General features: G+C 54.1%; 26 protein-coding genes. 1 reads left to right on the top strand and 25 read right to left on the bottom strand.

Annotation, left to right across the window (positions count from 1 at the left end; all coding sequences use genetic code 11):
- Positions 1–79: 79 nt before the first annotated feature.
- From dinG to MKY64_RS06540, 13 genes are all read right to left on the bottom strand, one after another.
- On the bottom strand, positions 80–2,941 hold the full coding sequence (gene dinG, locus MKY64_RS06600; protein ID WP_340951687.1) for an ATP-dependent DNA helicase DinG: 2,862 nt from the start codon (positions 2,939–2,941) through the stop codon (positions 80–82).
- A gap of 115 nt (positions 2,942–3,056) precedes the next feature.
- Complete coding sequence (locus tag MKY64_RS06595) at positions 3,057–3,695, bottom strand: tetratricopeptide repeat protein (RefSeq protein WP_036727236.1); 639 nt, start codon at positions 3,693–3,695, stop codon at positions 3,057–3,059.
- A gap of 114 nt (positions 3,696–3,809) precedes the next feature.
- Positions 3,810–4,193, bottom strand: a complete 384-nt coding sequence (panD, locus tag MKY64_RS06590; protein ID WP_036727238.1) for an aspartate 1-decarboxylase — start codon at positions 4,191–4,193, stop codon at positions 3,810–3,812.
- A complete protein-coding gene (gene panC / locus MKY64_RS06585) occupies positions 4,186–5,076 on the bottom strand; it encodes a pantoate--beta-alanine ligase (RefSeq protein WP_340951684.1) in 891 nt (296 codons plus the stop codon). The genes panD and panC overlap by 8 nt, the downstream gene beginning before the upstream one ends.
- A gap of 1 nt (position 5,077) precedes the next feature.
- The gene (panB, locus tag MKY64_RS06580; RefSeq protein WP_340951681.1) at positions 5,078–5,944 is read right to left on the bottom strand and encodes a 3-methyl-2-oxobutanoate hydroxymethyltransferase; all 867 of its coding nucleotides are present in this window, start codon (positions 5,942–5,944) and stop codon (positions 5,078–5,080) included.
- Positions 5,945–6,922: 978 nt separating this feature from the next.
- Positions 6,923–7,723, bottom strand: a complete 801-nt coding sequence (locus tag MKY64_RS06575) for a biotin--[acetyl-CoA-carboxylase] ligase (RefSeq protein WP_051478162.1) — start codon at positions 7,721–7,723, stop codon at positions 6,923–6,925.
- On the bottom strand, positions 7,716–9,281 hold the full coding sequence (locus MKY64_RS06570; protein ID WP_340951678.1) for a CCA tRNA nucleotidyltransferase: 1,566 nt from the start codon (positions 9,279–9,281) through the stop codon (positions 7,716–7,718). Before MKY64_RS06570 ends, MKY64_RS06575 begins: the two co-directional genes overlap by 8 nt.
- Before the next feature lie 10 nt (positions 9,282–9,291).
- On the bottom strand, positions 9,292–10,449 hold the full coding sequence (bshA, locus tag MKY64_RS06565) for an N-acetyl-alpha-D-glucosaminyl L-malate synthase BshA (RefSeq protein ID WP_036727254.1): 1,158 nt from the start codon (positions 10,447–10,449) through the stop codon (positions 9,292–9,294).
- 95 nt (positions 10,450–10,544) lie between these two features.
- The gene (gene bshB1 / locus MKY64_RS06560; RefSeq protein WP_340951675.1) at positions 10,545–11,249 is read right to left on the bottom strand and encodes a bacillithiol biosynthesis deacetylase BshB1; all 705 of its coding nucleotides are present in this window, start codon (positions 11,247–11,249) and stop codon (positions 10,545–10,547) included.
- The gene (mgsA, locus tag MKY64_RS06555) at positions 11,246–11,671 is read right to left on the bottom strand and encodes a methylglyoxal synthase (protein WP_036727258.1); all 426 of its coding nucleotides are present in this window, start codon (positions 11,669–11,671) and stop codon (positions 11,246–11,248) included. The genes bshB1 and mgsA overlap by 4 nt, the downstream gene beginning before the upstream one ends.
- Before the next feature lie 17 nt (positions 11,672–11,688).
- A complete protein-coding gene (gene dapB / locus MKY64_RS06550; protein WP_036727259.1) occupies positions 11,689–12,492 on the bottom strand; it encodes a 4-hydroxy-tetrahydrodipicolinate reductase in 804 nt (267 codons plus the stop codon).
- 32 nt (positions 12,493–12,524) lie between these two features.
- Complete coding sequence (locus MKY64_RS06545; RefSeq protein WP_036727261.1) at positions 12,525–13,046, bottom strand: tetratricopeptide repeat protein; 522 nt, start codon at positions 13,044–13,046, stop codon at positions 12,525–12,527.
- Positions 13,047–13,105: 59 nt separating this feature from the next.
- Positions 13,106–13,435 (bottom strand): nucleotide pyrophosphohydrolase, encoded by a 330-nt coding sequence (locus MKY64_RS06540; RefSeq protein ID WP_036698080.1) that lies wholly within the window; start codon positions 13,433–13,435, stop codon positions 13,106–13,108.
- 167 nt (positions 13,436–13,602) lie between these two features.
- Here MKY64_RS06540 and MKY64_RS06535 point away from each other — a divergent pair, with 167 nt between their 5' ends.
- Positions 13,603–14,475: a YitT family protein gene (locus tag MKY64_RS06535; RefSeq protein ID WP_200869567.1), complete on the top strand. Its 873-nt coding sequence runs from the start codon at positions 13,603–13,605 to the stop codon at positions 14,473–14,475.
- Between the two features lie 91 nt (positions 14,476–14,566).
- On the opposite strand, the gene MKY64_RS06530 is transcribed toward MKY64_RS06535, so the two are convergent.
- From MKY64_RS06530 to MKY64_RS06475, 12 genes are all read right to left on the bottom strand, one after another.
- The gene (locus tag MKY64_RS06530) at positions 14,567–15,466 is read right to left on the bottom strand and encodes a sporulation protein YpjB (RefSeq protein ID WP_051478163.1); all 900 of its coding nucleotides are present in this window, start codon (positions 15,464–15,466) and stop codon (positions 14,567–14,569) included.
- A 55-nt stretch (positions 15,467–15,521) separates the two neighbouring features.
- Positions 15,522–16,169 carry a DUF1405 domain-containing protein gene (locus MKY64_RS06525; protein WP_209869957.1) on the bottom strand — a complete coding sequence of 216 codons (648 nt, stop codon included), beginning with the start codon at positions 16,167–16,169 and terminating at the stop codon, positions 15,522–15,524.
- A 121-nt stretch (positions 16,170–16,290) separates the two neighbouring features.
- Entirely contained in the window at positions 16,291–17,166 is an 876-nt protein-coding gene (locus MKY64_RS06520; RefSeq protein WP_036727265.1) for a menaquinol-cytochrome c reductase cytochrome b/c subunit, read from the bottom strand.
- A 23-nt stretch (positions 17,167–17,189) separates the two neighbouring features.
- Positions 17,190–17,861: a menaquinol-cytochrome c reductase cytochrome b subunit gene (gene qcrB, locus MKY64_RS06515; RefSeq protein WP_036727267.1), complete on the bottom strand. Its 672-nt coding sequence runs from the start codon at positions 17,859–17,861 to the stop codon at positions 17,190–17,192.
- Positions 17,862–17,866: 5 nt separating this feature from the next.
- Positions 17,867–18,421 carry a ubiquinol-cytochrome c reductase iron-sulfur subunit gene (locus MKY64_RS06510; protein ID WP_036727269.1) on the bottom strand — a complete coding sequence of 185 codons (555 nt, stop codon included), beginning with the start codon at positions 18,419–18,421 and terminating at the stop codon, positions 17,867–17,869.
- 221 nt (positions 18,422–18,642) lie between these two features.
- Entirely contained in the window at positions 18,643–19,068 is a 426-nt protein-coding gene (locus MKY64_RS06505) for a DUF2487 family protein (RefSeq protein ID WP_340951670.1), read from the bottom strand.
- 123 nt (positions 19,069–19,191) lie between these two features.
- Positions 19,192–19,371 carry an IDEAL domain-containing protein gene (locus MKY64_RS06500; protein WP_036698090.1) on the bottom strand — a complete coding sequence of 60 codons (180 nt, stop codon included), beginning with the start codon at positions 19,369–19,371 and terminating at the stop codon, positions 19,192–19,194.
- 18 nt (positions 19,372–19,389) lie between these two features.
- Positions 19,390–19,896, bottom strand: coding sequence for a gamma carbonic anhydrase family protein (locus MKY64_RS06495; protein WP_036727272.1), 507 nt, complete (start codon positions 19,894–19,896; stop codon positions 19,390–19,392).
- An 11-nt stretch (positions 19,897–19,907) separates the two neighbouring features.
- The gene (locus MKY64_RS06490; protein WP_036727274.1) at positions 19,908–20,996 is read right to left on the bottom strand and encodes a hypothetical protein; all 1,089 of its coding nucleotides are present in this window, start codon (positions 20,994–20,996) and stop codon (positions 19,908–19,910) included.
- A gap of 90 nt (positions 20,997–21,086) precedes the next feature.
- A complete protein-coding gene (locus tag MKY64_RS06485; RefSeq protein WP_339310367.1) occupies positions 21,087–21,674 on the bottom strand; it encodes a histidine phosphatase family protein in 588 nt (195 codons plus the stop codon).
- A 149-nt stretch (positions 21,675–21,823) separates the two neighbouring features.
- Entirely contained in the window at positions 21,824–22,267 is a 444-nt protein-coding gene (locus MKY64_RS06480) for an anti-sigma factor (protein ID WP_245367978.1), read from the bottom strand.
- A gap of 152 nt (positions 22,268–22,419) precedes the next feature.
- The gene (locus MKY64_RS06475; RefSeq protein WP_036727278.1) at positions 22,420–23,007 is read right to left on the bottom strand and encodes an RNA polymerase sigma factor; all 588 of its coding nucleotides are present in this window, start codon (positions 23,005–23,007) and stop codon (positions 22,420–22,422) included.
- Positions 23,008–23,421 lie beyond the last annotated feature (414 nt).

Here is a 23,421-nt window from a genome sequence, read left to right as displayed (position 1 = left end):
GCCTGCCGGAGTGGCAGGACAGGCGGGAACGGATCTTCAGGATAATCATGACTTATTAATAATAGCAATAGCAGATGAATTAGGAAACCCCGCCGTCATCCAGCCATTCGGCAATTCTCGGGACCATCTGCTCGGTGAGCATATGCTCCATCTTGGGACCGGGGAGCGAGTACAGAAAGTACTTTCCGTAATGCGATTCAATCACTCTGGTATCGTACACAATTACGATGCCCCGGTCCTGCGCCGTGCGGACCAGCCGCCCGAAGCCCTGCTTGAAGCGGATGACAGCCTGCGGCACGGACAGCTTCATGAACGGATTCTTCTTCTGTGCCTGAAGCAGCTCTGACTTCGCTTCTGCCAGCGGGTGATTCGGCGGCTGGAACGGCAGTCTGACAATCGCCAGGCAGGTCAATGCTTCTCCAGGGATATCCACCCCTTCCCAGAAGCTGCTGGTACCCAGCAAGACCGAAGCCGGGCTGTCCTGGAAGCGGCGGATCAGCTTGCTCCGGCTGCCGCCTTCCACACCTTGTCCGAGTACCGCGATATCCTGTGAGGCAAGTGCCTCCTTCAGCGGTTCATACACCTGGCGCAGCATCTTGTAGGAGGTGAACAGCACCAGCATCCGCCCCCGTGTTGTTACAGCTGTCTCAGCAAGGGAGTGCACGAGGGTGTCCACAAAGCGGGCATCCCCAATACTCCCCTTGACGCTCGGGAAGTCCCGCGGAATGACCAGGAGAGCCTGCTCACGATACTTGAATGGCGACGGAAGCAGTGCAGTCATCAGACGCCGCTGCTCTGCAGCCTCGCCAAGACCCAGGTTATCAATCATGAACTGGAAGGATTTATCCACGGATAAGGTGGCCGAGGTCAGGATAATGCTCTTCTTCTTATCGAAGAACAGCTCCCTGAGCTGGGTGCTGACATCTACAGGAACAGCATACATTTGCAGCGACTTGCCCTTATAATTACCGCTTCCCTCCAGCCAATACACGATATTCTCATCGTTCAGACTCATGAAGAAGCGGATCTGCTCTCTAATGGATGCCAGATCCTTGAATAACCCGCCGATATCGGTCACAAGACTGTCTGAGGAGGATTGGCTGTCCGTGTCACGCATCTCACTGAGCATTTTGTCGCCCTTGCGGATGATATCGCTCAGACTGAGGTTCAGTGTATTCTCAAGGGCAGCCAGCTCCTCCCAATCCTTCGGCTTCTTGCCCGGCTGCAGGCGTGCCACCAGCTGGCCTGCTTCACCGGCCCCTGCATCGCTGCGCTCGGGCAGCAGGCTGAAGAGCCGGTCGCTGAGCGCATCCCAGGACTCCTTCACCGTCAGCAGATCGGGATAGATCCGGTCGATCACGCCGCTCCATTCGGAAGCCTGCTCACTGCCCGAAGACTGCAGACTCTGGCGGAGGGCAGGCAGCTGCCCGCTCCGGCTATCCTTATAGAGTCGGGTGAGGGTATGGGCGAATGTGAAATATTTCATCTGCATGCCAAGATGCTTGCCGGCAATATCCTCCAGATGATGGGCTTCATCAATTACAAGATGGTCGTACGCCGGAAGAAGCTGATGCCCGGCTTTGACATCTGCGAACAGCTTGGAATGATTGGTGACCACCACATCGGAGATCCCGGCTTCATGCTTGGCCCGGTGGTAATAGCATTTGCGGAACCACGGACAGGCGCGTCCCAGGCAGGAGTCGGTATCACTGGCCACCGTCTCCCAGAAATCGCCGCCCCGTCCGCTTAAGTTAAGCTCCTCATCATCGCCGGTCGTCGTCTGAGTCAGCCAGACAAGCATTTGCGCAGCGGTGAGCGCTTCTTCCCTTGGACTCGTAAAGTCCTTTTTGTTCATTCTATGTTCGAACTTGCGCAGACACAAATAGTGCCCTCTTCCCTTAAAGATGGAGGCCTTGAACGGGAACGGCACAACGCTGGTTAAGAGCGGAATATCCCGCTCCCGCAGCTGGTCCTGAAGGTTAATGGTATGCGTGCTGACCATCACCTTCTGATCGCTTTTCACACTATGGTAGATGGCCGGAAGCAGATAACCCAGCGATTTGCCTGTGCCTGTTCCCGCTTCAATCAGCAGATGCTTGTCCTGCTCAAGCGCTGTAATGACCTCATGGATCATCAGCTCCTGGGCTTCTCGGCTCTCATACTGGGGAAGAACAGCCTTCAGCCGCTTGGTTACCTCATCCATATATTCTTCAAAGGTAATATTCTCCAGCGGATTGACGCTTCCTTCCTCCCGTGGCGTAGCCAGCTCTGCCCAGTCCCCCACAGCCAGCGCAAGCTGGCGGTAGAAGCTCAGCTCACCTTCCGGCTGAAAGGTCTCCATCTCCCGCTCCCGCAGCAGTCCGTCGAAATACCAGGCCAGATCACTGTCTTCGTCCGCGAACAGCTCATTCAGCCGCTGAATCGTCAGCAGCGGCAGACTCTGCAGCTCTTCCAGACATTTGAGCAGCACAATAGCCGTGGCAAGCGCATCACTGTCCGCCTGATGGGGACGGTCATGCGTAATGCCGAAGTGGCTGCTTACCGCGCCAAGCTGATAGGTGCTCAGCGAGGGAAAGCATATTTTGAGAAAATCGATCGTATCCAGAATCCGCCCCTGAAACGGCAGGTAGCCGCAGCGGTCCAGCGCATTCTGCAAAAAATGAAAATCAAACGCGACATTGTGTCCGACGAGGACTACATCATCCAGCAGCGGCACCAGCTCCATCATCATCTCATCGAGCTCCGGCGCATCCTGTACATCGCTGTCTGTAATTCCGGTCAGGCCCGTAATAAAAGGAGGAATTGGCGCTCCGGGCTTGACATAGGAACCATACACCCGGGAGATCGTCCCGTCTTCTTCTATAATGGCAAGGCCAACCTGGATGATCTCTCCCACAGATTGGGTTCCCGTAGTTTCAAAATCAAGCACGGCAAATTTCATTATAAGTTCTATTCCCTTTCACTTGAGACTCTTTATCAGCATAACAGAAGTTACGAAAAAAGGCGATGCACACCCCGGGAAGTGGGGCGCATCGCCTAAAGAAACCGAGGATAAATTATAAAAGCGAAACCAGCTGATGGCCAAACTCCAGCTTCCCGCCCCGTCTGCGGCACACCTCCAGATTCACGTTCGGCTCCGGCAGATCAGGATCATGCAGCAACGACAGGCTGAACAGCTCACTGGCTTCATTGAAGCGTTCCTGGGAAGCCCGGATACAGCCCAGAGCATTATAGATCATCGCCTTCAGCTTCACCTCACGGATCAGGCCCAGCATGTGATTCAGATGTCCCCAGGCGGTATCGCCTTCTCCCTCCTGCAGATAAGCCATGGCCAGATACAGGCGGGCAGCGAGGCTGTCCGGATATTGTGCCGTAACCTCCCTGAACTGTTCAATGCACTTGCGGTACATCAGCAGCTTATAATAGCCCTGGCCCCTGACAAAAGCATCCATCCCAAGCTCAGGGGCCTCCTCTTCCGGCAGCTCCTCCGGCTGAACCTGAAAATCCGCCTGTTCCCGGAACTCGCTTAGCTTCTCGGCGAAGACCAGCCATTCGTCCATTACATTATCACTGATGCGGTGGAGCATATTATACTTGGATAAAAGATCGCTTCGGCGGGCACCCTCCGCAGTAGGATAGTCGGCTTTGATCTCCTGGAGCATCTTGTTCATCTCAGCAAATAAATGTTGAAACACCGGACATCCCACCCTTACTGATAATGAAGTCAGCTTAAGCTTGCCTTACTTCATTATCAGCAAGTACAGGGGTCTTCATCCCTGCCATTGATTACATGGCTCAAAGCTCAGAATTCAGGCAATCGTCGCATGAATCTCATGATCCGCCAGCTTCACCGGCTTGTTGCCCGCATCAACGAACACTACAGTCGGCTTGTGTGCCGCCAGCTCCTCGGAGGACATGACAGCGTAGGATATAATAATCACTGTATCGCCAGGCTGTACCAGACGCGCCGCTGCCCCGTTCAGACAAATGACGCCGCTGCCGCGCGGACCTGGAATGACATAAGTCTCCAGACGGGAACCGTTATTATTGTCCACGATCTGCACCTTCTCGTTCTCCAGCAGGTCTGCGGCTTCCATCAGATCTTCATCAATGGTAATGCTGCCCACATAATTGAGATTGGCTTCAGTGACCGTTGCCCGGTGGATCTTGGATTTCATCATATGTCTAAACAAGAGCGTGTGCCTCCTTAGGAATAAATACATTATTATCAATGAGACGGGTTCTGCCGAACTTCACGGCCAGAGCCATTATAACCTCTCCGCCCGCATCCGTCAGCCTGCTGCCGCCTTCCAGCTCTTCCAGATCAGGGAAGGTTAGAATCTCCGCATAATCAATGACCGCAAGCGGCGATTCAGAAATGACCGAGACCAGCAGGGCCCGTGCTTCATCTACCGTACGAATGCTGCCCTCTTCCATAGCCTGGCGCACCTCGCGCAGGGAACGAGACAATACCAGTGCCTGTCTGCGCTCCTCGCTGCTCAGATAGACATTGCGGGAGCTAAGCGCCAGCCCATCTTCCTCGCGCACAATGGGACAGGCGATAATATGCACGTTCATGTTAAGGTCAGACACCATCCGGCGGAGAACCGCTACCTGCTGGGCATCCTTCAGTCCGAAGAAGGCGTAATCCGGCTGCACGATATGAAACAGCTTGCTGACCACAGTAGTTACTCCGTCAAAATGTCCCGGACGCGAAGCGCCGCAGAGCTGTGACGTAAGCGAGGAGACCGATACGCCTGTACGGATCGGCTGCGGATACATCTCTTCTACACTTGGGATGAACACCAGGTCCGCACCTTCACGTTCAGCCAGCGCCAGATCACGCTGCTCATCGCGCGGATAGGAAGCAAAATCCTCATTCGGGCCAAATTGCAGCGGATTGACAAAAATACTCATCACCACCGTGCCGCTCTTCTCCCCTGCCTTACGCAGCAGACTGGCATGTCCTTCATGCAAATATCCCATGGTAGGCACAAAACCAACAGGGCCATGGCCCCCTTGACGCATATATTCGAGCGCTTCGCGCAGTTCAGCAATCGTTCGGATCACTCTCATTTTATTTCACTCCTTTGCCGGCATTGCCGTATAAAGATTCCAGAACGGTCTCGTCCGCGCTAAAGACATGCTCTTCCGCAGGGAACGAGCGGTCCTTCACTTCCTGAACGTAGCTGGTGATGCCTTCACGAATTAGAGTGCCTACATCGGCGTAGGTTTTGACGAACTTTTTCTCCCGGTAAGGCGAGGCATACCGCAGGACATCATGAAATACCAGAACCTGTCCGTCACAGTAACGCCCGGCACCGATGCCGATGGTCGGTATGCTGACAGCCTTGGAGATGGCTTCTGCCACTTCCTCCGTGACCAGCTCCAGTACAATGCCGAATGCCCCGGCTGCTTCCAGTGCCTTCGCTTCGTCCATCAGCCGCTGCGCATCCTTGGCATCCTTCCCCTGAATCCGGTAGCCGCCGATCATATTGACCGACTGCGGGGTCAGGCCGATATGGCCGAGCACCGGAACTCCGGCTGCTACTACAGCCGACACTGCGGAGCAGATCTCAAGGCCGCCTTCCATTTTGACCGCATGGGCCTGGCCTTCCTGCATCAGTCTGCGCACACCGCGCAAGGTCTCATCCACGCTTCCGTGGTAGGTCATGAACGGCATATCAGCCACTATAAAAGTATTAGGCGCCCCGCGCTTCACCGACCGGGTATGGTAGACCATATCCTCTATGGTAACCGGCAGCGTGGTGTCATAACCAAGCACGACATTCCCCAGGGAATCACCGACCAGAATCAGGTCGATTCCGGCTTCCTCCGCCAGCAGGGCTGAAGGGTAGTCATACGCGGTCAGCATGCTCAGGGGCACCCCGTCCGTTTTCATTTTTTTCATTTTGACAATATTCAGTGCGTGTTTGTCTGCCATGTCGCTCTCATTCCCCTTTTCCATAAAATACGCGGTATCCGCGCAAACAAAAAAACCCTTTAGCATGGTCCGCTAAAAAGGTCCGAAGGGCAAAAAAGAGTCACTCGCGATCGTCCCTTCTGTCTCGGTCCTTACGGCTCAGAGCAGAATCCAACGTAACCGTTACATCCAGTTATGAAGGTACATCCGGTAAATAGGTGTCCTGTTAAAAGATACAATTGCGTGAGTACAGCTCGCCATGCGATGCCGCCTCATGAGGACAGTATACCAAAAAAACACAAAAATAAACACCTTAAAATATGACATGGCCGCTCCCGTGGTCGTGAGGAGCGGCCTTGTTGACAATTTTCGAACTATATAAATTGCAAAATAATTTCAGAATGTGATGGTTGTGACTCCAGAGAAGTTTTGGGCTTCCGGCCGCTGTTGTCCCCAGATTCCCTGATTTAAACCGCTGTTCGCGGTAGAAATCCGGTGACTAGCTTATGCTTACGATGCGAGCTTTCCTACGGAAAGCTTTCAGGCGGACGCTACCGCTCCTACAGCTCCAAAATTCCCCTCCGCCACTTTTCCCTATCTGTTTAAACATTCTAAAATCCTCTAAAATGGGGCAGTTCCAGCCACCTAGTAGTTCATCAGATCTATACGTATGAGAAATACTTTAACTAATGGCTTGCTGAGGGTTTACCTCACCCTGATTAAGGTGCACGGAGTAGTCTTAGTTGTAATTTGTACAACTAAATCGCCGGATGTGCTGCCGAATCTCTGTTTAGTTGTATTTCCTGCAATTAAAATGCCTCTATTTCTGGATTTTCGCCAATCCGAGCAAATTTAGTTGTACAGACTACAATTAGAAGAGGAAGTCTACCCGTTCCACTGTTTTTAGTTGTACAGAATACACTTATCCCTATTTTTTCGCTACGAACGTAGCTTCATCCCTTTATGGAATGAAATCACTTGTTCAATTCTGATGGTCTACTAGATCATTTCAATTTCTCCGGACAGTACGCTCACTACCTCACCCGATTCGTTACGCAGCAGCAGCCCGCCGTTATCGCTCAGTCCGACAGCAGTGGCTTCGGTGCGGCCTTGGGGAGTATTCACGTATACCTGACGCCCGAGTGTCACCGACATGGACTCCCACAGCTCCTTCACGGGATGGAAGCCTTGCTCCATATATACATGATACAAATATTCGAGTTCCTCCAGCACGGCTTCCGCAAGCCTTGTGCGGTCTACAGGAATGCCCCCGCCTTCGATCAGCAGCGATGTACCGATCCCGCGCAGCTCCTCCGGGTAGTCTTCCTCCGTCAAATTCGCAGCGATGCCGATACCGGCGATGCAATAATGCAGCCCGCCTTCACGAAGCGAGGATTCCAGCAGGATTCCGCAGATTTTGCGGCCGCCGGCCAGCAGGTCATTCGGCCACTTGATGCCGGCCGGCACCCCGGTAACCTCACGGATGGCTGTGCAGACAGCCACTCCGGCGAGCAGCGTCAGCTGCGGAGTCAAGGCCAGCTGCAGAGCTGGACGCAGCACCAGGCTCATCCAGATTCCTTTGCCGTGGGGGGAGTGCCATTTACGGCCCATCCGCCCGCGCCCGCCGGTCTGCGCTTCGGCCATGACCGTTGTTCCTTCCGGGGCGCCGCCCTCGGCGAGTAGTTTGGCTTCCTCCTGTGTGGAACCGACAGTATCCAGCCGCTGAATGTCTTTGGCCCAGCCGGGAACGAACGCCTCCCGCTTCAACACACCGGAATGCTGCGCATGACCGCTATTCATCTCTATCCATCCTTTGCGCTGCTTGCAGCAGTAATTGGTTGTCATTGGCAAGGTCACCTGCCGCGACAGCCAGAAGAAGCTGGTTCAGCAATACGCCCAGCCACGGGCCGGGACGCTTCTCCAGCGCCGCTGTCACCTCATGGCCGCTCACCGCCAGCTCAGCGAGCGTACGGATCGGCATCTCTGCGGTCCAGGACCGCAGGAGTCTGGTGGTTACAGGGGGGATTGAGCTTGCCATTGTAGGCGCGTCAGGGACGCCTGCCGATCTGGCGGGTGCGACTGGAGCCGTGGCAGGGACGCCTGCCGATCTGGCGGGTGCGCCAGCATCTCTGGCAGGGGCGTCCTCCGCCGTGGCGGGTGCGACTGGAGCCGTGGCAAGGACGGCTGCCGATCTGGCGGGTGCGCCAGCATCTGCGGCAGGGACGTCCTCCGTCGTGGCGGGTGCGACCGCGGCAGTGGCAGAGACGCCTGCGGCCGGGCCGCGCGCACCTGCGCCAACAGCGGACGCGGCGTCAGGCCCCGCCGCCTCAAGCAGCGTCAGCCACCCTTCGGCGGCTGACTGGCCATGGCCCAGCACGGCGGCGATCCACCGCCGCCGCAGCCGCTCCCCGGCGCCGCAAGCCTCCGGCCGCGCCGAGGACAATGCCGCGTCCCAGGCTTCGCGGACGCGGAGCACGGCGACGACGCCAGTGCGCGTCGCCCCCGGGAACGTCCATGCCCGCAGGAGCTCATCGGCGCACTGCGCCGACGATCCCAGGGCATGCAGCAGGAGCGCCCAGCGCAGGCGGGCGCTCTCCAGGTTCCCGAGACCGGCGAGGCGGGCGGCGGCAGCCGCCAGGTCCCGGCCGGTCCAGGGGAACGGCGCTTTGCCGCGCGGCAGCAGGCCGCTGCGCAGCAGGAGCCCCAACCCGCGCTGCGGGTGCGGGCCTTCCAGGATGCGCTCCACCTCGGCGCGCACCCGCTCCACAGCAATATGCGCCAGCTTGTCACGCTGGCGCAGCAGACCGCGCCAGGTATTCTTCGCAATCGCGAAATCCAGCACGGAAGCAAAACGTACGCAGCGCAGCATCCGCAGCGCATCCTCCTCGAAGCGTTCCTCCGCTTCGCCTACACAGCGGATCACGCGGAGCTTGAGATCCCGCTCCCCCCCGAAAGGGTCAATCCGCCCGCCGTCAAGGCCGCAGCAGATGGCGTTGATCGTGAAGTCACGGCGGCGGAGATCCTCCCGCACATCCCTGACGAATACGACATGCTCCGGACGCCGGTGATCGGCATAGCCGCTCTCCGTCCGGTAGGTCGTAACTTCCAGGCTGTAGCCCTCCTGCAGCACAGTGATCGTGCCATGTGCCAGTCCGGTAGGGACGCAGCGCGGAAACAGGGCCATCACCTCCTCCGGCAGTGCGGAGGTAGTGATGTCTATATCATGCACCGGACGGCCCAGCAGCTCATCGCGCAGGCAGCCGCCGACGAAATAAGCTTCATGGCCGCCTCCTATTAGGCCTGCAACAACAGTCCCGGCGGCTTCAGCCATGCCGGGTGGTGCCATTCTCCATTCCATATCGTACTCCTTACCCCAGAATCGGGTCTAATCCGGATACCTTGCGCCCGAGCACACGGTAATAAATATCTTCATATTGATTGGTGATCATATCTCTGCTGAAATCATTGCAGGACCGCTCCAGGCATGCGCGCCGGAAGCTCTCAGCCATCGCCTCATCCGAGAGCAGCCGGACGGCATATTCTGCCATCGATTCCGTATCGCCGACTGGCGCAAGGAATCCGGTCTTGCCATGCTGAATCAGCTCCGGAATCCCACCGGCCTGCGAGCCAATGGTCGGAACGCCGCAGGCCATCGCTTCCAGGGCGACCAGCCCGAAGCTCTCCTTCTCAGAAGGCAGCAGCAGCAGGTCCGCCAGCGAGATCACCTGGGCAATCTCATCCTGCTTACCCAGGAAACGGACATGATCGTCGAGGCCCATCTCGCTGATCTTGGCTTGAATCTTAGGCAGGTCAGGGCCTTCGCCGACCAGCAGCAGCTTGGAAGGCACCTGCCGGTTCACCTTGGCGAACACATCCACCACATCACTCACCCGCTTGACCGGGCGGAAATTGCTGATATGCATCAGAATCTTCTCATCCGGGGCCGCGAAGTCGCCGCGCAGATCCGTTACATCCCGTGGATAATAGACACGCTTATCTACGAAATTATAAGTCAGATCAATTTCACGCGTAATATCAAGCGCCTTGCGGGTCTCCTTGATCAGATCACGGGAGACTGCGGTCACCGCATCACTCTCGTTAATGCCCAGCCGGATCAGATCCTTCAGGGATTCATCCTGGCCCAGCACTGTAATATCCGTACCATGCAGCGTGGTAACCACTTTGATATCATTACCAAGGATCTGCTTGGCCAGAAAAGCACATACCGCATGCGGAACTGCATAATGCACATGGAACAGGTCCAGATTTTGCATTTTGGCTACCTGCGCCATCTTGGTCGCCAGCGCCAGATCATATGGCGGATAGCGGAATACATAATAATCGTTAACCTCTACCTCATGGTAAAAGATATTTTTCTGAAACGTTCCCAGCCGAAACGGGATGCTGTGTGTGATAAAGTGAACCTCATGGCCTTTTTCAGCCAATAGTTTGCCCAGTTCAGTTGCCACCACGCCCGAGCCGCCTAGAGAAGGATAACAAGTGATGCCTATCTTTAGCCGCTCCATAGCTCCGCCCCTTCAATTTTAACTTAAGTCTATTACTTCAAGTAACGATATGAATTAATTATAGTTGTTTTCCGGGCGTTGTCGAGTGGCAACCTCTATTTGCGGGCAGCACTGAACAAATCTACGGTATACGGAACCTTGCCGGCGAACCCTTCGGCATAAGGAATGAGCCTCCGCTGACCGAGCAGCATGTCTCTGGAACGGACGCGCTCGATATACCCTTCCGTCAATGGCGTTGCAACGGCATCTTCACCCGGAGCGAGTCCAAATTGGGAACGGTAGCAGGACAATGCCTGCTCCTTCAGCGGATACTGCGCAGTCACATCTACGATTAGATCCGTCCGTCCAAGATCATTAATAAAGTAGAAATATAATTCAGGCTCGGGGATAGCGGGCTTGTCCGGCATATATTTGCGCAGCTTGGCATTAAATACCGCTTCCTCCACCAGCTTACTGCAGGCAATATGATCAGGATGGCGGTCTTCCCAGTAAGGGGCAAAAACCATAGACGGGGCATAGCGGCGGATTTCCGCTGTTACTGCCGCCAAATGGCCCTCTGTTATATACAGGCCACGGTCAGGCAGCCCCAGATTACTCCGCACCTCAGCGCCCAGCACTGCGGCAGCCTGCTGTGCTTCCTGTTCCCGCAGCTCCACCGTACCGTTCGAGGACATCTCTGCCCGGGTCAGATCGCACATTCCTACCTTGAAGCCGGCAGCAGTATGCTTGGCAATGGTCCCTGCCATGCCGATCTCGGCATCATCTGCATGCGCGCCGAATACCAGAATGTCAAGCTTCATGACTCGTCCACACCCGGCTTGTATTTATGTACCAGCTCACGCCAGCCGAAATCTCCCCGGTCAATAGCCTTCACCAGAATTTCTGCTGTAGCAATATTCGTAGCCACCGGAATCCCGTACACATCGCACAGACGTAGCAGCGCTGTAATATCCGGTTCATGCGGCTGGGCCATCAGCGGGTCACGCAGGAAAATAATTAAATCTAGCTCATCCGTAGCCACCATCGAGCCGATCTGCTGGTCGCCGCCAAGCGGCCCCGACATGTAACGGTGAATGGAGAGCTTGGTCACTTCCATGATACGCTGGCCCGTGGTTCCGGTGGAGAATAATTTATGCCCTTCAAAAACATGCTCATAAGCAGTTACGAAATTAACCATTTCATCTTTTTTGCGGTCATGTGCGATAAAAGCAATTTTCAACATTCTGTTTCTCTCCCCGTCTATTCTATAAAATGCTCAAAGCCGTAAATCAAGCCGGTATAGCCCATCACCTTTTGAATCCCGAGCTTGACTCCAGGCATATAACCCGCGCGCTCATAAGAGTCATGACGGATCTTGAGCGACTGTCCGAACCCGCCGAATACAACCTCCTCCTGGGCAAAAACACCCGGAAGACGCACGCTGTGAATACGGAAGCCGTTATAATACCCGCCGCGTGAGCCTTCAATAATCTCTTCTTCCTCCGGATGTCCCTGGCGGAGCTCCTGCCGCGCCTCAGAGATCATCTCTGCCGTCTTAATCGCTGTTCCTGACGGAGCATCCAGCTTCTGGTCTCCATGATATTCGATAATTTCGAGATGAGGGAAATACTTTGCGGCCTGGGCAGCAAATTTCATCAGCAGAATCGCACCGATGGAGAAGTTAGGCGCAATCAGTCCGCCGATTCCCTGCTCCTGGCATTGCTTGTCCAGCCCGGCGATCTGCTCCGGCGTGAAGCCGGTGGTACCGATAACCGGACGGACGCCGTATTTGACCGCCAGCGCAGTATTGCTATATGCAGAGTGTGGAAGCGTAAAATCAACCATTACATCCGCCTCTGTATCTGCAAGCGCAGTCTCTAGATCCGGAGTCACAAGTACACCGCAATCCTCAAGGCCAACCAGCCGTCCGGCATCTCTGCCATGTGCAGAGCGGTCAACCGCTGCTGCCAGCTCGAGTTCATCATCCTGCAATACCAGCTTCACAACCTCTTTGCCCATTCTGCCTCCGGCTCCGGAAACAATAATCCTGATCTTGTCACTCAAATGAATTCTCCCCGCTTTCCCTGGCTCTGTTATTATTGTATATAGTGTTGCAGCGATTTCTGCAGATCCTTCATCAGCAGACGCAGTCCGCTGTCATCCGGGTGCAGCGACATAACTTCTTTCAATACCGCAATCGCCTGCAGATGTTCATTCATCCGGCTGTGCGCAATTGCCAGCCATACATAAGCATCCCCGTAGAGAGGGTCAAGCGATACAGCTTCCTTAAGCAGCGTAATCGGATGGTACGGATTCACACTGTCCGCTGCGTCATCCTCCAGCAGCCGCTTTGCTTCCTGCACAAGCTTAAGAGCCTGCAGATGCTGAAGATGCAGCTGATACTCCGGTTTGGTTCCATCCAGTCTGCGTGCGGCTACAGCATGTTCAAGCGCTTTGTCCAGCATGCCGCTGCGGGCATAGGTAATAGCGCAGCGGTATCTGACTTCCGCATCATCGGGACTTGCGGCAATGGCCGCCTCGAACAAGGTGATGGCCTCAGCAAAGTCACTGCGGAGTATTGAGCGGTAGGCCGCTTTTACATAATCATTATGGTCCATATCCTCACCATCCTTACGGCTAAATCCCGTTCGTTTGGTACAGCATATGTAGCATAGGCCTAATCGGTGTTTTTGGGCGTCCAGCGCCCGGCATCACGCGTATTGAATTTGTGCATAACCTTATTATGAGCCTCAGTTAAGTCGATACCGAGTGAATTGGCGAAACAAACGGTAATGAAGAGAATGTCGCCCAGCTCCAGCTCAATCGAATTATCAGCTTCATCCGCTTTTTTCGGCTTCTCGCCGAATTGATGGTTGACTTCGCGCGCCAGCTCCCCGACTTCCTCGGACATCCGGGCCAGCATCGACAGCGGACTGAAGTAGCCTTCTTTAAACTGTGAGATATAGGCATCTACCTCACGCTGAATGTCACCAAGACTTTTATCCATAAATTGCCCTTTCACCCCCGTGTGTTCTTGCCTTCTGTTTGCCCCTATGTTATCGTAAAGACGTTTTGAAGACAAATCTTTTTTGCAATGCCGCCTGGAGCTTGTGTGCTCTCCGGGGGGATCATTACATATAAATTGCCCATTTAGAGGCGTAGGCGAGGGATGTTATGAGTTCAACCATTAAAATCAGCACAGTCAGCAAAACAGTGGCCCCCATCATGCTGGGCACGGCCATCTACGCATTCGGACTCCTGTATTTCATTATTCCCAACCAGCTGATGGAGGGCGGAGTTACCGGGATTACCATCCTGCTCAATTACGCCTTTAACATCCCTATCTTCTTAACCACACTGCTGCTGAACCTTCCGCTCTTTCTGCTCGGCTGGAAGGTGCTCGGGGCGAATCAGATCGTCTATACCGGACTCGGCATCGGCTCCCTGTCTTTTTTCCTCTGGTTATTTGAACGGATGATTAAGGCAGGCTGGATTGTAACGTTCAGTACAGAGCATGATTTTATTCTTGCTTCATTATATGCAGGGGTAACCCTGGGTCTGGGCTTGGGGATTGTCTTCCGCTTCGGAGGCACCACCGGGGGTGTAGATATTGTGGCACGGATACTCGGACGCAAGTTCGGCTGGAGCATGGGACAGATTATTCTGGCCGTGGATATCATCATTATCGGGGCTTCCCTGCTCTACATTCCCCGCGAAAAAATACTGTATACGCTCGTGGCAGTCTTCATCGCCTCACGCGTCATTGATTTCATCCAGGAAGGAGCCTACGCCGCCAAAGCCTTCACCATCATCAGCGACGAGGCTCCGCAGATTGCCGAGCTGATCACCGTAGAAATGGATCGCGGCGTTACCTTAATCCCGGCGATCGGCGCTTATTCCAAGCAGGCGAAGCATATGGTCTATTGCGTGGTCTCCAGACAGGAGATCCGCCGGCTAAGCCTGCTGGTGAAGTCGGTGGATCCTAAAGCCTTCGTCATTATCAGTGAGGTTCACGACGTTCACGGGGAAGGCTTCCGGGAGACCTGAACTATACACACATAAGGGCGGACCCCACAAGCCGGCAATGGCTGCTTGTGGGGTCCGCCCTCTTTGTATCCTCTGTTGCCGCCGCTCAAGCCTACACGGGTTTTAGATTCTGCTTCTGGCCGCGGTACTTACGGTAAGCCGTATACACGAGCACCGTAAGGATGAACGCGCCTGCCAGCAGGGCCCAGCCCCCGTATTGCTGCGGAGCCAGCGGCAGAGACAGGACCGGCTCGCTGCGGTCCTTGCCGAACATCACTCTTGCTGCATCCTGCCCATAGGATACAATCTCCAGCAGGCGGGCCCGTTCCACGGGCTGCTCCGAGCCTGCCACCCCTCCTGCGTAAGACATCCAGGAATCAAAGGTGCTCACCGCCTCAGCAGGCCGGGAGATGATCACCGCAGGCCGGATATTCGCATACCGGCTCTGAAGTCTTGCCAGGGCCGCTGTCCAGCTCTTCAGATCATTCGCGGCAGCGCTTTGCTCCATATCGTTCAGATCCTCACGGACCAGCTTATAGTACTGCAGCCACATGGGCTGGCGGGGGTGATTCAGGCTGTTAGCGGCAAGCCGCAGCTTCGCCGCTGCCGCTTCCCATCTCTCCGGGGACGGCTGGGCCGCAGCCAGTGCCGACTTCATGTCCAGGATCACAGAGGATAGTGCATTGACCCCCTCCACTGAGGTCATCCCTTCAAAGGACGAAGAGATGAAGATCTGCGAGACCTCCTCTGCCTCCTGGCGGGCCTTCAGCACATCGCCTTCAAGCACATAGCCGTATAGAGCTTCTGCAGCCTGCTCCAGCCGCTGTGCTCCGCTTCTGGCCGTGAGAGCAGCGGGATCACTGGGTACACTTCCGGCTGCTTCTATGTAAGCCGTACTTCCCTGGTCTGCAGCAGCATCCCCTGCTTCAGCCTGAACGCGGCCTCCGCTGATACCGGCCAGCAGCCAGCACAGCAGAATTCCTGACAGTATGAATACTTTTCTGCGCGGCATAAGACATCCCTCCCACCTTAATGTATGGCGGAAGGACAAGAGTTAGAACAGAGGCTCAGTGCTTCATGGCAGTGCTGTCCGGTAGTGCCGGACGCCTTGTCCGGCCGCAGAACAGCCAGGCAGCAGCCGTACTGAACAGTGTAAGCCCCATGGTGAGGTACTGAACAGCGATAAGATCATCATCAAGCACAGAAGGCAGCCATGGATACACGCCTTGTGAATAATCCACTATATCATTAGCGAATGTCCACGCAAGCGCCACAGGCAGCATTCTCCGGAAGGTGAAGAACCGGGCATAGATCAGAGCTTCCACAGCCATTCCGGTATGGGAGATCATCAGCATCCAGTCCTTCCAGGTGATGGAATCTCCCTGATAACCGCCGGCCACAATGATGCTGACCGCCCATATTCCGTACTTCACAGAGGTTAGGACTGCCAGCGCTTCAATCAGCTCACGTATCAGCGTCCCTGCAAGCCCTCTTGGCGGATACAGCAGCAGCAGTAATGCAGCCGTGAAAAACAGACTGGCCGTAGGGCTGTCAGGAACGAACGGCAGTAGCCAGAGCGGTTCAGTCTGCGCCGTGAACGTGAGCTGGTTGCCATACCACATATATCCGTAGACCGTTCCGAGCAGATTCACGATAAACAGCAGCCATATTATTCTCCGGTCCCTAAATAATTTCTCAAACCAATGACCCGGCATACAAACAACTTCCCCCCGACTGTAGCAGCTTCATTTCAATACAACACTGATTTCATTACAACTCTTATGACATAACAAAGACCTGAGCGCATACACGATCAGGTCCTGCGTTACTGTTATTTTACTGTCCGCTTTTTTGTTTGGCAAGCCAGCCGGCCAGCTCATCGATATCCTGCTCGGTCAGCCCTGCTCCCATAGCCGTCTCCACCATTGGCGGCATCTGACCCTTACCTTCTTTTATAATAGTAAGAATCGCCGCCTTATCATGCTTATCGCCTACACCCCGAAGCGAAGGAAAACTGCCGGAGCCCTTCATATCTACCGCATGGCAGGTTATACAGGTTGCTTGCTTATAGAGTGCCATCGCCGGATCATCCTTGTCCACAATGGCAATATCCTTCGGCTTGACGGCACTTGTGGTTGGCAAGCCCGCCGCCCTGTTCTCGGCCGCTTTCTCCTCGCGCTGTACATCCTCTGGAATCTGGCCGGTTTCAGCCATCTCATGCTTGTATTCTGTCCAGGCTGTGTTGGTCAAATAGACGATTGCTGCGAGGGACAGGAACATCAGCGAGGACGCAATCGGTCTGCGGTAGAACCGCCGCTCGGGGCCGGTATCTAGGAAAGGCGCCAGCAGCAGCGCCCCGAAGGCCACCCCAGTCACACCAAGCGTTCCCAGCACGATATAGTCACCTGATGCATAAGGAAGCTTCAAATACTGATAGAGGAAGAGAAAATACCAGTCGGGAATCGGAATTACCGTTGCTGCCGGATTGGCAGGGAACCCTAGCGGAGCCGGCTCTGAGATGGTCAGAACCAGAATTCCCACCAACACCACTACACCAACCATCCATTCCTTGAGCAGAAAGTTAGGGATAAAGGCTTCCGATTTGCCCGGATACGCCGTATAATCCGGCGGGGTAATGAATCCGTTTCCTCTGCGGACCCGGGAATCCCCGACGAATATCACCTTCTCTTTGGAGTCGTCTCCGTGTGCCATGACCGTGCCTCCTATACGTTATTTTACAGCGGACCGGATATGCCTTGTCTGCGGATCATAATGAAGTGCCCGACAAGCAGTATAAGCAGAACCGCCGGGAGGAAGAATACATGTAAGGCGAAGAACCGGGTCAGCGTCTCGGCGCCGGCAATACTGCCGCCCTGCATCAGCTCCTTGAGCACCGGCCCCATGAATGGAACCGAATTGGCGATCTCCAGCGTAACCTTGGTGGCGAAGTACGCCTTATTGTCCCATGGAAGCAGGTAACCGGTAAGTCCCAGTCCCAGCATGACAAAGAAAATCAGCATCCCCACTACCCAGTTCATCTCGCGCGGAGCCTTATACGAACCGGTGAAGAACACACGCATTGTATGAAGGAACATCATGACAATGACGAGACTCGCGCCCCAGTGGTGCATGCCGCGGACGATTTTACCGAAGGCGACCTTGGTCTGCAGATATTCTACGCTGGCGTAGGCATTAATGATATCCGGGACATAATACATGGTCAGAAACATTCCTGAGAGTATCTGGATTACAGTGATGAAGAAGGTTAGTCCGCCGAAGCAGTACACAAAGGCTGAAAAGTGGTGTGCGGGATTGACATGCTCGGGGACCTCGTGGTCGGCAACATCTCTCCAGATCGGTGTAATATCCAGACGTTCGTCAATCCAGTTATATACGTTTTTGAACACGCCGTTCACGCCTCCTTCGCCGAAACAGTATTAGGGACGATTTCACCGAGATATACCCAGCCTCCGTCAATCTTGGTGGTGTACTGGTCCAGGGGCTTGGCAGCCACGGCCAGTTGCCGGCCCTGCTTCGTATAGCGGGCGCCATGGCAAGGGCAATGATATTCATCAGGATGCGCCTTGTTATTATTCCAGCCTACGGTGCAGCCCAGATGCTTACAGATCGGTGAAAGCGCATAAATATCTCCGTTCGCGTCTTTACGAATCCACGCCGTAAGCATCGCTGTACTGGCATACCATCCGTCCTGCTGCGGAAGCTCGAAGGTGAACTCCTGGGGCTCTTCGGTAATTTTGGACGCTTCCGCTACCTTGATGAATTCTCCCTCGCCTTTTTTCTGCAGAATCGGATCTACAGCAAACCGGACCATCGGCAGGATAACTCCGGCACCCATAAAGGCGGTAGCCCCTCCTAGTGTGTAGGTCAAAAACTGTCTGCGTGACATCTCGTTTCGGCTGGGCGGTTCTTGCGGAAGTGATTCTTCTTCTTCATTAAGGCTGCTCATACTGTATGTAACCCCCTTTTCAAAATGTGAGAAGGCACCTGCAGAGTTGTTGCATAGGTTTTTTAGGTAAAAATTCCGTTTTCAATGAAAAATATCACAGTTCATATAAGTTCATCCTAATCATAGCTTAGGGTCTAAAACCCGTCAAGAATATTGTCTAAATTGTGACAGGCGTTTAAGGTGCTTTTTTGATAAATTGTTGATTTTCCGTCACATTTAACTCATTTCCCATTCTCCCATAGGGCCTGGATTTCACTCCGCACATACACGCTTACCGAGGCTCTGGAATCGGTCGCTATCTCAGGCAGGCAAAGGAGTAAATCGCTTTCAAATATCTCCTCCCTGCGCAGCCCTTCATTGGCAGACATCACGATGGCGTACTGGAAGCCGCTGGATTTGACTTTTCGGCAAAGCTCATTCATCATTACTGTCATTCCAGGCCCTGCATACTGTACCGCCGGATAAGTCACGACCCGCCCTTTGTACGGTTGCTCGGCCAATTCCAGGAAATCACGCTGCCGTTCAAGTAACTTAACTGTCTCAGGCGGAGTCTCCGTGCCTTGAAGTCCGCTATACGGAATGATGCAGGTATCATAGTATTGTCCATCGGTCTCCCAGGCTCTACTGTCAAAATCACTGAATTTCATAGATTCGCCCCCTCTAGCCGCATCCCGCAGCATGCATTTAACTTTAAAAGCATCATAAACAAGTGTATACGGCTTGGCAATCCTTAATTTTGAGAAAAAAAAGAAATGCGCCAGGCGCATTTCCTATGCCAAACTTTTCAGTTCTTCAGTCAGATTCCGGAAAGCCGCCTCATCACCAGCAGCCAGCGCCGTGTCGATCTTCCGGTACAACATGTCGGTACGACGCTTTCTTAACGCTTCATCCCACACCATTTCCGCAGCCAGCCCCAGCATCACTTCATAAGTAGCCTTCATTTTGTCCATTCGATACACCTCCGCTGTTTAAGAAATTCCGTATTCCAATGCTTTTTTCACATAGCTTTCACTTGTGCGTGCCATCCTCAGCAGATCCTGCTCAGTCAATTCACGGACCACTTTGGCCGGTGTGCCCAAGGAGAGCGTATACGGAGGAATGATGGTATTCTCGGTTACAAGGGAGCCGGCTCCTACTAAAGCATATTCACCAATCTCTGCTCCGTTCAGTACAATTGCACCCATTCCGATTAATGTGCCCTTGCCTATCCGGCAGCCATGGATGATTGCTGAATGCCCGACCGAGATGTCATCCTCCAGCATCAGCGGCAATCCGTCCGCCACATGGCCGACCACACCGTCCTGAATATTGCAGCGCTCCCCGATGATCACCGGCGCCAGGTCACCGCGGAGTACGGCGTTGAACCAGACACTGGATTGTTTGCTTATTCTTACATCGCCAACGAGCTTAGCGCCTTCCGCCACATAGACTGTCTCGTCAAGCTGCGGTATGTAACTCCCATAGGCAATCCGCATCTCTCTCCTCCTTACCTGAGCAGATGCTTCGGCACAGCCGCCTCACATCCCCAGGGTGTCATCATGACCACTGTTCCTGCGGGTTCCTCACCAAGCTTAAGCATGCCCAGATGCAGCATCATCCGCAAGATTCGCTGTTCGAGAATGGAAGCGGCATCATCGTAATAAAAGGGCTTGATCAGCCAGCCGATTCCTTCTGACAACGAGGCTGTGGTCACCCATCTGCCGGCACTTAGACTAATCCAGTAGACCAGCGAAGGCAAATTGGGAATAGCCCCTTTATACAGTCTTAACCAAAAGGAGAATAACTGCATCAGCTTTTCCGATTTCCCCTCCGCCAGAAAATGCCCGCCTGCCGCTGTAAGCTGCAGCCTGTAGCCCTCCTCGGAGATCCAGCGGCGGTGGCGGGCATAATCGTACAGCAGGGCAAATCTCGGCGGATAATGCTCACAAGCTCTGCCGTAGCCGAACCTCCAGCCGCCCTTGCCGAGTAAAGGCTCTGCAATCTGCAGCGCATTCATCACTCCCTGCTGATTGCGCTTATAGAGCGCGCCTTCCTGGTTCAGCTCAGGCTCATTCTCCTTCACATACCGCAGGAACAGCAGCAGATCTCCGGCCAGCAAATCCCCCTCCCCCCTGTACACCGCCGGCTCCGGGCCCGGAACAATCCGCTCCTGCAAATGCTGGCCCATCTGCTCACGGAAGCGCTTCTTCAGATCCAGCGGCACCTGGAACAGATACCGGCTCTGCTGGGAAGCTCCGCTGAACAGCCAGCCGCTGTTCTTAAGCCGGCTGACCAGCTCGCGGTAGTCACCGCTTTTGCCGGGCGGGGCATCGAAGGAAGCCTGCCTGGCTGCAGCCAGCAGATCCTCCAGGCTGAAGTGGCTGCGTTCATCGAAGAGCAGGCTGTTCAGCAAACGCAGCTCCCCCGGAGAACTCCCCTTAATATGGGACTCCATGAACTCCCGGCTGCCCAAGGTAATCAATATACTCTGAATCAAATCATGTTTGGAATTCCGTTTGCATTCACACTGATAGCGTCCCGCAATGGCGGTCAGCTGACCAATGTCTGCATAAGTGAGCATATCCGCCAGATTCATCTCTCATCGCCTCACTGTTTTACTACCATTATGGGAAATACAGCCCTTTTTATTCCTTTTGCCGCAAAAAAAATAACCCGAAGGGTCGGGTTAATGCTGTTTTTGTAAAATATGACGGGTACAGTTGTACAATAAAGGATTCCATTCCTGCTCGTTCTTCTCCAGAATCGTGAGCGAGAGATTGCCGAGCCGTTCCGAATATTTGTCTTTGTAGAGTGCGGTGTAGAGCTGTGCAAGGAATCCTCCATGGGAGATGACCAGGACATTCTTACCCGGGAACCGGGCCGTAATATCCTCCAGGAACGCAAGCCCCCGGACCTGAAGTGCCTCATCGCTCTCCTGTCCCAGAGACAGCAGCTTCCAATCCTTGCCCCACTTGGCTTCACGGGCTTCGGCTGTCATGCCCTCCACCTGGCCGTAGGCACGCTCACGGATACGGTCATCCGGCTCAAGTAAAGGAATGCCCAGCTTGGCCGCTACGATCTTGCCGGTCTCTGCTGCACGGGACAGACTGCTGGTAATACAATAGTCCCAGTGATAAGGCTCCTGCAGCAGCCGGTCACCCAGCATCTCAGCCTGCCGCCTGCCTTCATCATTCAGCGGAATATCACTTTGTCCCTGAATTTTACCTACTGCATTCCAATCCGTCAGCCCATGGCGTATTAAGCCGATCAGCATCGCCTATCACCGTTCCCTTCCCTATTTATGTTTGCTTAATAATGTAACACGAATGAAAACAAATGTCTTCTTTTTTAGAACAAGTGGAAACACATACATTCTTGTATTCAAATCAAAAACCCTCTTCTCCATGCTCGGGAAGGGGGTTCTCATTGTCTGCGGTACCGGTTCAGACGGACCAGCAGGAATATGGATAATCCGACGCCCAGCGTCGACAATACCATCCAGTACTGCGGATGTGCAGGGCCCATATTGGCCACCAGCGGCTCAATAATCCCGCCCTCAGACTCCACCGGATAGGAAGAAGACCAGTCCAGGGTTAAGCCTGCCACACCTGTCTCGACGATCCCGCTCTGTGCCGCCGTCGTATTCGAGGGGGTCTTGAACACGGTGAAATATAAGAAGCTTGAGATAAACACCGCTAAAAAACAGGCAATCCAGAGGCTTAAGCGATGCCGGAATACTGCAGAACTCCCCGCAGACTTCCCGTCACCGGGCATAAGCCAGGGGCTCTCCAGATAGATCCGCTCCATAACCTTACTGTTAATCGCTTCTGCCCGCTCATCGCTGACATCGAATCTTGTATCCTGCATAAGCTCACTGGTCTCCTGCCACAGCGCCCATTCGGCACTGCAGTAGGAGCAGGTTGCGATATGTCTCTCAAGTCTAATCCGCCTGGGATCTGTGGGGGGAGCGTCCCACAAGTGTGGAATGGAATCCTGCGCTTCCCTGCAATTCATAGGCCTTACACCCTCTCAGCCTGCTCTTCAAATTCAGGCTCATAGAAATAGGATTCGAGCTGGAGCTTCACACTGCTCCTTGCCCGGAACAGCAGTGACTTCACTGAGCTGACGCTCTGATCCAGAATCACGGCAATTTCCTGATAATCCATCTGATCATATTCACGCAGAATCAGCGCGGAGCGCTGCTTCTCCGGGAGATTGTTAATCGCTTCGCGAACAAGCTCCATCCGTTCCTTGCGCAGTGCTGCCTGTTCCGGGGCAACATCAAGCGGTGCCACAGGTGTATAGCCGCTCTCTTCAAGCGACACATTCCCGGCACGGTTCTTGCGAAGCTCACTGAGCACTGTATTGCGGGCAATGGTGTACAGCCATGTGGAGAAAGAAGCATCCACTTCCCGGAAGGAATGAAGACTCCGGAAGGCTTTGTAGAAGGTCTCTGAACAGAGGTCTTCGGCAATCAGCTCCATATGGGAGTTCTTCAGCATGTGGTACACAAAAGCCAATATTTTGCGTTGATATCGTCGCATGAGTTCCGAATATAATTCTGTATCGCCTTGCTTGATTAGCTGGATCAACTGGGAATCCGTCATGGTGAGTCGGCCCTCCTCGCCCTTGCACGTGTAATCCCGTCCGGTCCGTATCTACTTATACCGGGCAGGTAACAAAAAGTTGCGGCATACCTTCATTTTTTGCAGCACAAAAATCCAATCTTCCTATGTATATTCAACTTACCGTTATTTAAGGCTTCCAACCTTCAATTCCTTTTGTAAGACAGAAGAATGGCAGCATTCTCCTTACAGGACAACACAGCCCGTCTCCACTTGTTCAGCAAGCGGTTACCTATACTTGGAAGGAATCTATAAACATACTTAACCCAGTATAGCATAGTTTCTAACGGGAGGAAATTAATAGACTTTGAGAGACGGGCAGACAGTCCGATGAAAGCGGTCTTATTTTCTTTAAATAAAGTGTTGACAAAATGTAAACGGATACATATAATAAAA

Source organism: Paenibacillus sp. FSL R7-0210 (assembly GCF_038009085.1).
In the GTDB taxonomy this organism is placed as follows: Bacteria; Bacillota; Bacilli; order Paenibacillales; family Paenibacillaceae; genus Paenibacillus_AQ; species Paenibacillus_AQ silagei.
This window is presented reverse-complemented; position numbering and strand designations above follow the sequence as displayed.